11 protein-coding genes and 1 pseudogene are annotated in these 11484 nt (G+C 63.2%); all 12 read right to left on the reverse strand.

Translation table 11 applies throughout. From position 1 onward, the window contains the following. Positions 1–31: 31 nt before the first annotated feature. Positions 32–1306: an extracellular solute-binding protein gene (locus ACFSQT_RS23495; protein WP_379022624.1), complete on the reverse strand. Its 1275-nt coding sequence runs from the start codon at positions 1304–1306 to the stop codon at positions 32–34. 114 nt (positions 1307–1420) lie between these two features. Then, the gene (gene arfA / locus ACFSQT_RS23500) at positions 1421–2926 is read right to left on the reverse strand and encodes an arabinosylfuranosidase ArfA (protein ID WP_379022626.1); all 1506 of its coding nucleotides are present in this window, start codon (positions 2924–2926) and stop codon (positions 1421–1423) included. Between the two features lie 104 nt (positions 2927–3030). Then, the gene (locus ACFSQT_RS23505; protein WP_038653432.1) at positions 3031–3957 is read right to left on the reverse strand and encodes an ArsR/SmtB family transcription factor; all 927 of its coding nucleotides are present in this window, start codon (positions 3955–3957) and stop codon (positions 3031–3033) included. Positions 3958–4068: 111 nt separating this feature from the next. Further along, a pseudogene (locus ACFSQT_RS23510) lies at positions 4069–4176 on the reverse strand (N-alpha-acetyl diaminobutyric acid deacetylase DoeB); the annotation flags it as partial. Between the two features lie 244 nt (positions 4177–4420). After that, complete coding sequence (locus ACFSQT_RS23515; protein WP_379022629.1) at positions 4421–4969, reverse strand: flavin reductase family protein; 549 nt, start codon at positions 4967–4969, stop codon at positions 4421–4423. A 60-nt stretch (positions 4970–5029) separates the two neighbouring features. Then, positions 5030–6250: an acyl-CoA dehydrogenase family protein gene (locus tag ACFSQT_RS23520; protein ID WP_379022631.1), complete on the reverse strand. Its 1221-nt coding sequence runs from the start codon at positions 6248–6250 to the stop codon at positions 5030–5032. A 12-nt stretch (positions 6251–6262) separates the two neighbouring features. Then, entirely contained in the window at positions 6263–7066 is an 804-nt protein-coding gene (locus tag ACFSQT_RS23525; RefSeq protein ID WP_379022633.1) for an alpha/beta fold hydrolase, read from the reverse strand. A 54-nt stretch (positions 7067–7120) separates the two neighbouring features. Beyond that, entirely contained in the window at positions 7121–8137 is a 1017-nt protein-coding gene (locus ACFSQT_RS23530) for a zinc-dependent alcohol dehydrogenase (protein WP_379022635.1), read from the reverse strand. Between the two features lie 14 nt (positions 8138–8151). Further along, the gene (locus tag ACFSQT_RS23535; RefSeq protein ID WP_379022637.1) at positions 8152–9180 is read right to left on the reverse strand and encodes a branched-chain amino acid ABC transporter permease; all 1029 of its coding nucleotides are present in this window, start codon (positions 9178–9180) and stop codon (positions 8152–8154) included. Next, positions 9177–10037 (reverse strand): branched-chain amino acid ABC transporter permease, encoded by an 861-nt coding sequence (locus tag ACFSQT_RS23540; RefSeq protein ID WP_379022639.1) that lies wholly within the window; start codon positions 10035–10037, stop codon positions 9177–9179. Before ACFSQT_RS23540 ends, ACFSQT_RS23535 begins: the two co-directional genes overlap by 4 nt. Further along, a complete protein-coding gene (locus tag ACFSQT_RS23545) occupies positions 10024–10752 on the reverse strand; it encodes an ABC transporter ATP-binding protein (protein WP_379022641.1) in 729 nt (242 codons plus the stop codon). The genes ACFSQT_RS23540 and ACFSQT_RS23545 overlap by 14 nt, the downstream gene beginning before the upstream one ends. Beyond that, complete coding sequence (locus ACFSQT_RS23550) at positions 10749–11477, reverse strand: ABC transporter ATP-binding protein (protein ID WP_379022643.1); 729 nt, start codon at positions 11475–11477, stop codon at positions 10749–10751. The genes ACFSQT_RS23545 and ACFSQT_RS23550 overlap by 4 nt, the downstream gene beginning before the upstream one ends. Between the last annotated feature and the right edge of the window lie 7 nt (positions 11478–11484).

The following is an 11484-nucleotide window of genomic DNA, read 5'->3' on the forward strand; positions in this document are numbered from 1 at the left end:
GTTCTGGGCAGGGCGGCCCCAGCCTTGAGCCTTACATGCTGTTCAACTCTTCCTTGATGGAATTCACCGCCTCGCCCGGGTCCATCTCTCCGTTGAGGGTCGGCACGAAATAATTGGACATGATGTCGAAGATCGGTCCGGCGACACCAGCCTTGGGCGACTTCGGATCGAAGATCATGTTGGCCGTCAGCGTCGAGTAGGTCGCATTGGGCTGCATTGCCTTGTATTCGGCCGTCTCAGTGACTGGCTTGTATGCCGGGATGTGGCCTGCCGTGGCCCAGAACAGCGAGTGCTTGTCCATCCATGAGATCACCTCGAGAACGGCGGCACGCTTTTCCGGGCTGATCTCCTTGCCCTTGTTCTTCGGGATTGCGAACGAATGGCTGTCCGCATAGGTGCATGGCTTGTCGAAGATCACCGGGATCTCGACGGCGCCCCAGTCGAACAGCTTGCCTTGCTTGGCGAGGTCGGTCATCGTGGGAACTTCCCAGACGCCGTTGATCATCATTGCGGCCTTGCCCGAGGTGAATAGGGCGACGGTTGCGGGATAGTCCGTATAGGTCGACTGCAGCCCGGCCTTCGTCCACCCTTGCAGAACCGCCAACGCGTTCGCCAACTTCTTGCCGTTGTCGCCGGCGAGGAACTCGTTGCCCGTCAGAAGCTCGCCGCCTTGCTGGCACACCAGCGAATAAATGGTGCGGTACATGAAGTTGCCGTCGGCGGTGACGCTGCCCAACGGGAACTCGACGCCGGCATCCTTCAACTTCTGCAGTGTCGCGGTGAATTCCTCCTTGTTGCCCATGCCCACGGGACGGCCGTCGTCGCCGAGCACGCCTGCCTTCTTCAGGAGGACGCGATTGTAGTACAGGACGATTGGATGGGTATCGAGCGGCACTGCGTATTGCTTGCCGTCGACCGTCACCGCGTCCATCGTCGTCTGGGCAAAGTCCGAGGCCGAGAGGCCCATCTTGCTCATGTCGTCGGCGGTGATTTCTTCGAGTATGTCCTGGCTCACCGCCAGGGGGATGCGGCTGGCATGATAGGTCATGACGTCTGCCGCCTCACCGACCGCGGCCGAGGTCTGCACCTTCGCGTAGAAGGGCGTGCCCCACTCCAGCGTCGTGGCGTCGATCTTGATCTTGCCGGCATGGGCGGTGTTGAAGTCAGTGATCATCTGCTTCATGCGCACACCGTCGCCGCCGCCGAGGAAATCCCACCACATGACGGTTTCTTCGGCCTGGGCCGCGACGGCCCAGAATCCTCCGGCCGCAACCACCGCTATGGCCATCATCCTGCGAAAGTTCATCTCAGCTTCCTCCCGAGTACGGCGGTTAGATCCGCCTTGAACGTTTCAATGCTACACCAAACCAATCCGCCTGCAACGGATTTTACGGTATATATCTGATAGTCGGATATTAACTCAGAGTGTCACGCGCACCATCGAGTAGGAGTGCGGCGGCAAGTTCAGCGTCATTCCCTTGCCGCTGAGCGCTGCCCCGTTGCCTTTGACCGGTGATACGTTGTCCGGCGCGTCCTTCGTGTTGCAGGCCTCGAGATCGTCATGACGGATGATCGTATGCTCGATGGACTTGGCGGCGAACCGCTCGAGGGCGACGTCGGCCTCTATCGTCTCGGACCCATGCCGGTTGATTGCGAAGAAGGTCAGCGTGCCGGCGTTCGAATCATGCACGCCAGTAATGTCGAGCCATGGCACCTTGTCGGCCGCGGCCGCGTCATAGGTAGGCACCTCGACCGCGAGCTGCAGCGCGGTGCCGCGGCCGTGCTTGGAAGCCAGCATAAAAGGCCAGTAGATCGTCTGCCGCCAGGCGCTGCCGCCGGGATCGGTCATGATCGGCGCGATAACGTTCACCAGTTGCGCAATGCAGGCGATGCGAACAATATCCGACCGGCGGATGAAGGTGTTGATGATGCAGCCGACCTGCAGCACGTCCTCGAAATTGTAGATGTCTTCCAGAAGCCTGGGCGCTTCCGGCCAGTCCCAGCCGCGCATGCGCTCAGCGTCCTGCTTGCGCTGATGGTACCAGACGTTCCACTCGTCGAAGGAGATCTTCACGTCCCGTTTCGAGCGGGTCTTGGCCTTCACGTAGTCGATGATGCCCGCGACCGTGCCAATGTAGCGGTCGAGCTTGGCCGGAAGAGCGAGATATTCGGCCGTATTCTTCTCGTAATTCTCGAAATACATATGGAGAGAGATGTAGTCGACCTGCTCGTAGGTCGCTTCCAACACGGTTGCTTCCCACTGCGGATAGGTCGGCATATTGGAATGCGACGAGCCGCAGACGACCAGTTCCACCGTTGGGTCGAGGCCACGCAGCGCCTTGGCGGTCTCGTTGGCGAGATGGCCGTATTCGCTCGCCGACTTGTGGCCGACCTGCCAGGGACCGTCCATTTCATTGCCGAGACACCAGAGACGGCAGTTCCAGGGTTGCGCGCGTCCGTTCTTGGCCCTGAGGTCGGACCAGTAGCTGCCGCCCGGGTGGTTGACGTATTCAACGAAGGCCCGCGCCTCGTCGAGGCCGCGGGAACCGAGATTGACCGCAAGCATCATCTCGGTGCCGGCCTTTTCGGCCCAGTCGGCGAATTCGTGGATTCCAACCAGGTTCGGCTCCGTGGTACGCCAGGCAAGATCGAGCCGCCGCGGGCGGTTCTCCTTTGGGCCTATGCCGTCTTCCCAATTGTAGGCGGACACGAAATTGCCACCCGGGTAACGGCAGATCGGAGTGTCGAGCGCACGCACCAACTCGATCACGTCCCTGCGCATTCCCTCTGCGTCCGCTTGCTGATGTCCGGGTTCGTAGATGCCCGTATAGACCGCCCGGCCAAGATGCTCGAGAAACGAGCCGTAAAGACGTTTGTCGATATCCGCGACGGTATAGGCCGCGTTCGCCGTGACTCTGGCCTTCATGATCCCTCCCACTGCGGACTATCAATCCGACTTTCCGGTCTATATCCGGGCCGCGGGTCAGTTAAGGGCGGAGTTCGTTCGCCCGTCAAGGGCCTAATATGCTCTCAAGCCTTCAGCAGGCGCAGAACGATGTCGTTGCTGTAATTGCCGAAGCCGCTGCCGAAGATGTTTATGCCGCCGGGGTGACGCGCATCTTCCTTCACGCCGATTCGTATCCGGATCGAGCGGTGCCGCTCGAGCTCCAGATCAGCCAGCGAGCATTTCGAAACCTTGTCATTGTTGCGATAGGTGCCGTTATTCGTGACGCGCCAGTGTGCGAGGTCGCCATACTGAGATCCGGCCAGCTTCCACCAGCCGGGCGTATGCTTCCCGCGCTTGTCGCCATAGTCGGCCGGCGCCGTCCAGGTATCTATCTCGTGTCCGTTGATCGCGACCGTGATGTCCGATGGCCAATCCTTCGATGTGCCCGGCACCTCGGACGAAAGCTCCATCGCCAGCTCCAACCCGCCGACTTTGGCATTGGCAAGCGTCGCATTGTTGGGAAACTGGTATTCGACGAAGCCACGCGTGAACCACAGCAGCCCGGCCCGCATACGGTCAGGATCGAGGAAGGTGTCGGGCACATCGAGCAGTCCGATGACGCCGTCCTTTGAGCACAGGCCGCAGGGAGCGGAAACTTCGCATCTTGTATAGAGTCCAAGCGGCATCGCCACTTCTATGACGCCGAGATCCTGCGCCGGGGTGCGGTCCTTAAAGACGACAACCAACTCGGAGAAGGTCGAATAGCAGACCTTCTGGCTTCCCTTGCGCGCCTTCTGTGATTTCGTCTCGATCAATCCGACATCGACAAGAACCTGGATGTTTGCGGAAATTGTCGATTGCGGAAGACCCAGTTCTTCGGCCACTTGATTGACGTTTTTCGGCCCCTTGCGGTGCAGCAGATCGAGAATCCGGACCCGGACCTCGCTCGCGAGGCTCTTCAACAAGTCAAGCCGCTCAAGCGGATCGACAACCATGATTTCATTCGACATATGGCCCGCACTCGTCACACGGGGTTATGTATCAGCAGATCAGATACAAATAAAGACGGCGTTATGAATTGAACCGCCTGGCTGGCATATCTTTCGTAGCGACTTCGTCATTCAGCAGTTGACCAGCACGGCCACCACGGCGGCGCAGTCGCCCGCCTTGACCAGTCCGGGGAAATGCCTGGCCGCCAGCATGCCTACGCACTTGGCAAAAGCTTCGCGGAACTTCTCATCCGCCGTCTGGATGCGCAGGCCGGTATCGGCACCCCCGACGTGGCGACCTCTCCCATTTGCTTTGATGGCTATCAGATCGGTGACGTAACACCATCAGAGCGTAACACGAGGGTTTGCGCATTCGTGTCAGGATGGAAGGTCCATGGCCCGACAGCCGGCGCGGCTGTCCGATGCGCAGTCTCGGCCTCCATACTCGCCACGACGCCTTTCGAGCGCTTAGGAACCGGTTCGCTTAAAGAAAACGCGACGAATCAAGAAGCTCGGCCACGCCGTCCAGTTCCTTGTGCAGGCGATGCCAGCGACGGTCGAGATAGACCAGCGAATGCGCCTCTGGAGGGACTTCGTCCGGCTGCACGTCGCCTTCCAGCAGCTCCGCCGCGACCAGCGTCGCTCCCTCGATCGGCAGGAGGCCGAGCCGACGCGCACGGAACCAGGTCGAAACGCCCGTATAGCGCGGTTCGCCCGTGGGTAGCCGCGCCCAGGCGCCCCCGGGCGGGAAGCGTTCCGCGCCGCTCGACGCGCAGAGTTGCGCCAGGTCAATATCGGTGAAGCGGAGCAGGTGGATCACCATGGTCTCGGCCCGCAGCATGGGTCCGGACGAGGTGGACTTCATTGAAAGTGAAAAGGCGACGACCGGTGGCGCGGCGCTTACCGAGATCAGCGAGGACACGGTCATCGCCACCGGTTGATCACCAGGGTCGGCCGTGATCACAGCGACACCCGCCGGATGGCGACGAAAGGCTTCGCGGAAGGCGTTGGTCATCGGATGCGGAAAGCTCATCGACGTATCTCATCTCCACTTTGAAGGAGGCCGGGCGGCGTCCCCGCCCGGCCCTTCGGACTACTTCTTCTCGATCAGATCGTAGAACTGCCAGACATGGTTGCTCCAAATACCGCCTATGTCGCGGCCTGCCGATGTGACGATCGACGGCGCGATCGTGAAGTGGTTGGCCGCCACCATCATCTCGCGGAAGGTGCGCTGGATCACGCCGGCGCGCAGCGACGCGCCGCCGCCCGCGCGGTAGGCGAAGTTGCAGATATCGACGCCAACTTCGTGAATCTCGGACTTGGCCAGATGGACAAGGCTGATCTGCCGCGTCGACATCCTATTGCCGGCTTCGACCGTCCCCTCGATGTCGCGCCAGACTTCGAAGACAAAGGCGCGGGCAGCGCGATAGCGGGCCTCGGCACGGCCATAGTCGTGCCAGAACTTCTCGCTCTCGCCGATCAGTCCGGCGCGGCCCGACTTCGAGCGGGCGAACTTGGCGATCTCGTCCAGCATCCGCCGCCCGGTGCCCAGAGCCCAGCCAGTGTGGCCGATGGCGGCGAGACCCACCACACCGAGACTGAAGAACTCCTTCTGGCGCAGCGGCGGCGCTGTCAGGATCGGGAAAACGAGATCGTCGGCGATGAAGACGTCCTCGGCCGCATAGTCGATGCTGCCCGTGCCACCGAGGCCCAGCACGTCCCAGTTGCCGAGCTTCTTGTGCTCGGAGATCGGCGCATGGGCGCACATGACGATAACATTGCCTTTTTCATCCTTGGCGGGCTTGCCGGCACCATCGTCGACGAAGGCGGCGCTGTGGCTGTAGGTAGCGTGGCTGAAACCGCTGCCATAGCTCCACTTGCCGTTTAGCCTGTAGCCGCCGTCGACCTTCTTCAGCATGCCGAGCGGTGCGCCCTGCCCCGAAAAACGGTTGTCGGTGCCGGGTGCGAAAAGCCGCTCGACCGCACTGTCGGGCAGGAAGGCCGCCGACATCGCGCCGATACAGCAGTGCACCATGGAAACCCAGCCCGCCGATCCCGAATGCCAGGTGATCGCCTCTATGAGTTCGAGGCCCTGTGTCGGTGGCAGTTGCGCGCCGCCAAGGCTTTCCGCGGCGAAGATGTGCGACATCCGCAACGGCTTCAGCGCCTCGAACGTAGCCGGGGTCAGTTCGCCGTTCTCTTCATCGGCGGCGGCGTTGGCTTCCAGGATCGGCCCGATCTCCGCGATCTTCCTCAGCAAGTCACGATGGTCGACGGTCGTTCCCCACGAGCCATGCTTGATGGGTTTGTTCATGATCTCTCCTCCTCATTGAAATCGGTTTGAGCCTGCGAGGAAATCGCCGACCTTGGTCAGGGTTCCGGGTTCTTCCTGCATGACGAAGTGGCCAGCGTTCTCGACCAGGATCAGCCGTGCGTCTGGCAGCGCCTCGACGAAGAGCGGCGCCTGGCTCACGGGCAGCAGACGGTCCTTGGTGCCCCAGACGACCAGCGTCGGATTGGTGATGCGTGCCAGGAAGCGGCGTAAATTCGGGTGGCCCATGCCGAATGGCGCCAGCAGCCGGCCGAGCGTCTCGCCCTCACGGGCGCGATCGGCGCCGAAGGCCCGCGCGAAGGCGGTATCCGAACCATCCGGGAAGTAGCGGAGTGCCACCGAAACGTCATGCGCCAGATAGGCCGGCAGCTCCTGTGGCGCGATCTCACCGAGATCGGTGGCCGGATGCTCGGGATCGTTGAGCCCTGCCGGCGAAATCAGCACCACCTTGTCGAAGCGTTCGCGCACAACGCCGGCGAGCTCGGTCGCCATCCAGCCACCCATGGAAAAGCCCATGAGATGAGGCTTCTCCGGCAGGCCCAGGACATCGAGCAGATTCAGATAGTGCAGAACCATGTCGGACATGCCAGCCACATGCGGCGCCGGGCCGGAAAAGCCGAAGCCCGGATGGCTGGGGCACAGAACGCGGAAACGGTCGGCGAGACCTTCTGCAAAATCGAAACCTTCAAGTGTCGAGGCGCCGTGCAGGAACAGCACGGGTTTGCCCTTGCCGATGGCCTTCACCACCGTCTTGGTGCCGCCGAGATTGTATTCGAGTGTTTCGAACTGAACTGTCATCTCATTTCCTCCTCAGACAAAATTCCGGCCTCCTCAGACAAAGTTCCGGCCTCCTTAGGCAAGGTCCGGCTTGATCAGCACCTTGCATTGCGTTGTGCGGTGGCGAAGGCTCTCGAAGATCTGCGGAACCGGCGACAGGTCGATCCGATCGGTGATCAGCGCCTGTGGCTTGAAAGGTCCGCCGCGCAGTGCATCGAGCGCGACGCCGAATTCGTTGCGCTGATGGAAGAAGACCGAGAAGAGCAGGTTCACTTCCTTCATCAGCGCCATGAACGGGTCCCACTGATCGCCGCCGATACAGAGGCCGACGCCGACCACCGTGCCCTGCAGCCGGACCGCCTCGACCGCGGCGCCGATGAGACCGCGCTTGCCGACGCATTCGAAGACGATATCAGGCGCCCCACCGCAGAGATCGGCGAGGTTTTCGGCCAGCCTTTCGCCCGAAAGCGCGAAGCCGGTCGCGCCGAGAGCGAGCGCACGCTCGCGCTGATGGTCATGAAGGTCCGCGACGACGACGCGCGAGGCCCCCATCCGCCGCGCCCAGAAGGCGACGAGCAGGCCGATTGGTCCGGCACCCAGGATGGCGACCCGGTCTCCCGGCTTCATGCCCGAGCGGAAAACGCAATGCAGCGCGACCGAGAGCGGCTCGGCCAGCGCGCCATCCTCGAGCGCCACGTCGTGGGGCAGGACATGGCACTGGCGCGCGGCGACAGTGACGTATTGCGCATAGCCGCCGCCGATCAGCACCATCTCGGGGCAGCGCCCGGGATCGCCTCGCCCGCAGGCCTCGCAATGCCCGCAGCCGCGCATCGGCACGACCGCCACGCGATCACCAATCCGAAGGCCGGTCACCTCCGACCCGGCCGCGACGATGTCACCTGCGAATTCGTGACCAAGGACGAAGCCGCCGCCGATGCCGAACGGGACCGGGTCCTCCGTGATGTGCAGGTCGCTGCCGCAAATGCCGCAGGCGGCAACGCGCAGCAGGACTTCGTCGGGCGCTGGTGCCGGCTCGGGCACGATGCCGATCCGCAGCGGACTGCCGACCCTATCGAAGATGGCTGCTTTCATGAGATCCCTTCCTCTCAGTGCTTCGGATCGACGAGCTTGCGCCGAATCGGGAACCAGGGCGCATCCCATCGTTTCGAGATCAGGCCCCAGATGCCGGTGCGGGCGTATAGCGCCACCAGCAGCGTCATCAGGCCGAGGATCACGAAATAGGTTGCGCCGTACTCTCCAAACCAGCGGTCAGCGACGAAGAAGATCAAAGACCCGATCAGAACGCCTTCGATGGATCCGATCCCGCCGACCATGACGATGAAGATCGCGATGTTCGCCCACATGGGATCGAAGGCCGAGCCCGGGGTGATGCGCAACTGCGCCATGAAGTAGATCGCGCCCGCCAGGCCGCAGCCCACCGCCGCTGCGACATAGATCAGGAAGCGCAGCTTTGCGACATTCACGCCCTGGCTGGCCGCTGCGACCGGATTGTCGCGCATGGCGATCAGCGCAAGGCCGAAGCGCGAGCGAAGCAGCCAGTAGCTGCCGCCCAGCGTGACCAGCAGCATGCCCGCGCAGAGCAGCGACATGGCGACATTGCGTTCGAAGGATGAGTAGTCCTTCATCACCCGAAGCGACATGCCGGCGCCAGAGTTGACGAGGGGCAGGTTCGACGCAGTCAGCCGGAAGACCTCGGCCACGACCCAGGTGCCGATCGAGAAATACGGGCCGTCCAGGCGATGAAGCAGCAGGTAGATCGGCACAGCCAGCGCCGCAGGCACCAGGAGTGAAAGGAAGACCGCCACGAACGGATTGATGCCGTAAGTCTGCGCCAGCACGAAAAGCGCATAGCCCGCGGCGCCCATGAAGGCGTGCTGGCCTACCGAGACGAGGCCGGCATAGCCGGCGAGCAGGTTCCACATCTGCGCGACGGCGACATAGCAACACAGCACAAGAATCGACCGGATCGTTCCGGTCGAGGCCCACCACGGCATGGCGGCGATCCCGATCAGCGCCAGCACCGAGAGCATCATCGCGATGCGGCCCGACTGGGTCTGGCGCTGGACCAGGACCTCGCGCACCTCGGTTGCGGCATAGGCGATTGCGCTCATCATGAGGCCTTTCCGAACAGGCCCTGCGGGCGCGTCGCCAGCACGATCAGGAAGACGATGTGGCCGGCGAGCACGCCGAAGCCTGGATCGACGCGGAAGCCGATGGCCTGCGAGATGCCGAGGACCATCGAGCCGATGAAGGCGCCCCACACCGCACCCATGCCGCCAATGATCACCGCCTCGAAGGCATAGATCAGTTGCGCGGGTCCGTCGGCCGGCGCGACAGTCGACCGCAGTGCCTGGAAGACGGCTGCGAAGCCGAGGATACCGACCGCGACCGCCGTTGCCATCGCGTAGACGGCGCGGGGATCGATGCCGGTCATCGCTGCTGCCTCGACATCGGCCGAAGCGGCACGGAGCGCCCGGCCGAAGCGCGTGCGCTTCAGCATCAGGTCGAGGCCCCAGGTCAGCCCCATGGCGACCGCGAGCACGATCAGCGGCAGGACGCCGACATAGATGCCGGCGATCTCCATGGACTGGCTCTCCAGCCCGCGGCCCGGCAACGACCGGCTGTTTGCGGACCAGATCTGAAGCATCAGGTTCTGCAACGCGATCGACAGCCCGAAGGTCGCGATCAGCGACGGCAGCGGATCGCTGCCCACCACGCGGTTGAGGACGACCTTCTGCAGCACCCAACCCATCAGCACCGCGAGCGGCACCAGCACAATCAGCACCGGCAGCGGCCCCAGGCCCCAGGCCGTGGACATCGAGATGCCGATCAGCGACAGAAGGATCACCAGATCGCCATGGCTGATGTTGACGATCCGCATGACGCCGAACATCAGCGCCATGCCGAGCGCATACTGGGCATACATGCCGCCCAGCAGGATCCCCTGCACCAATGCGTCAAACCACTCCATGGCCCGCTCCAAAATAGGCTTTGCCAATCTGCTCTCGCGTGACTTCGGCGGACTTGCCGGAGAGGGTCACGCGGCCCTCCAGCATGCAGTAGAGGCGGTCGGAGGCGGACTGGGCGAGGCTCACATCCTGTTCAACCAGGATCACCGCCGTGCCGGTGGCGCGGATTTCGGGCAAGGCGGCATAGATTTCGCGGATCACCTTCGGTGCGAGGCCGAGGCTGATCTCGTCGCAGAGCAGGACGCGCGGCTGGCACAGCAGCGCGCGGCCAATGGCCACCATCTGCTGCTGCCCGCCCGAGAGGCTCTGCACCTGCGTGCGGGCCTTCTGCTTGAGGATGGGGAACAGCTGGTGCAACCGCGGCAGCGTCCATCCACCCTTGGCGCCCACGCGCGCGGCCTGGTCGATGGCGACGCGCAGATTGTCCTCGACCGACATGCCGGTGAAAAGGCGACGGCCCTCTGGCACGATGGCGACACCCTTCTGCACCATGCGATCGGTCGCGGTACCGCCGACAGGCTCGCCGTGCAGCCGCACCATCTCGCGCCCAACCGGGAGCAGGCCCATGATCGAACGCAAGAGGGTGGACTTTCCTGCCCCGTTCGCGCCGATCAGGGCCACGGCCTCGCCCTGGTGCAGTTCGGTGTCGATGCCGTAGAGGGCCTGGAAATCCCCATAGCGGGCGAGGAGCCCGTGGGTGGAAAGAACGGCCGTCATACCTCGATCCCCATGTAGACGCGCTGGACCTCGGGCAGTGCAATCACCTCGGCCGGCACGCCTTCGGCGATCTTCTCACCGAAATTCAGCACCAAGAGCCGGTCGGCCACCGCCAGCAGCGCGTGCAGCACATGCTCGATCCACACGATGGTGATGCCGCGGTCGCGGATGCGGCGCACCAGCGCCACCAGCGCCTTCGATTCATCGTCCGTCAGCCCGCCCGCGATCTCATCCAGAAGCAGCAGCTTCGGATCCGAAGCCAGCGCGCGCGCCAGTTCCAACCGTTTGCGATCGAGGAGCGTCAGAGCCCCCGCCGAGACATTGGCCTTGTCGGAGAGCTCGCAATCGCGCAGAACCTGAGCGCAGAAGGCATAGCTTGTCTTCTCGGAGCGGCCGCCGCCGAAAGCGGCGGCGACCAGCAGGTTCTCGAAGGTGGTCATGCCGGAATAGGGACGCGGGATCTGATAGGTCCGCCCGATCCCCATCTGGCAGCGCCGGAAGGGCGGCTCGCCGCGGAGCGCCGTCTCGCTGAGCTGGATCTCGCCGGCCGACGCCTTCAAATCGCCGCTGATCATATTGAACAGCGTCGTCTTGCCCGCCCCGTTCGGGCCGAGGATGCCCAGCACCTCGCCCCGATGCACGTCGAAACTCACCTCATGCAGGACGCGGACGGCGCCGAAGGACTTCGATACGCTGCGTGCCTTGAGCAGGATTTCTCTGTCCATGACTCCC

Source organism: Mesorhizobium calcicola, assembly GCF_042682105.1.
Lineage (GTDB): Bacteria > Pseudomonadota > Alphaproteobacteria > Rhizobiales > Rhizobiaceae > Mesorhizobium > Mesorhizobium calcicola.

Coding starts and splice junctions, on each gene's coding strand:
- ACFSQT_RS23520 (WP_379022631.1), bottom strand. CDS start 6,250: ATGAACAAACCCATCAAGCATGGCTCGTGGGGAACGACCGTCGACCAT.
- ACFSQT_RS23530 (WP_379022635.1), bottom strand. CDS start 8,137: ATGAAAGCAGCCATCTTCGATAGGGTCGGCAGTCCGCTGCGGATCGGC.
- ACFSQT_RS23540 (WP_379022639.1), bottom strand. CDS start 10,037: ATGGAGTGGTTTGACGCATTGGTGCAGGGGATCCTGCTGGGCGGCATG.
- ACFSQT_RS23505 (WP_038653432.1), bottom strand. CDS start 3,957: ATGTCGAATGAAATCATGGTTGTCGATCCGCTTGAGCGGCTTGACTTG.
- ACFSQT_RS23495 (WP_379022624.1), bottom strand. CDS start 1,306: ATGAACTTTCGCAGGATGATGGCCATAGCGGTGGTTGCGGCCGGAGGA.
- ACFSQT_RS23550 (WP_379022643.1), bottom strand. CDS start 11,477: ATGGACAGAGAAATCCTGCTCAAGGCACGCAGCGTATCGAAGTCCTTC.
- ACFSQT_RS23545 (WP_379022641.1), bottom strand. CDS start 10,752: ATGACGGCCGTTCTTTCCACCCACGGGCTCCTCGCCCGCTATGGGGAT.
- arfA (WP_379022626.1), bottom strand. CDS start 2,926: ATGAAGGCCAGAGTCACGGCGAACGCGGCCTATACCGTCGCGGATATC.
- ACFSQT_RS23535 (WP_379022637.1), bottom strand. CDS start 9,180: ATGATGAGCGCAATCGCCTATGCCGCAACCGAGGTGCGCGAGGTCCTG.
- ACFSQT_RS23515 (WP_379022629.1), bottom strand. CDS start 4,969: ATGAGCTTTCCGCATCCGATGACCAACGCCTTCCGCGAAGCCTTTCGT.
- ACFSQT_RS23525 (WP_379022633.1), bottom strand. CDS start 7,066: ATGACAGTTCAGTTCGAAACACTCGAATACAATCTCGGCGGCACCAAG.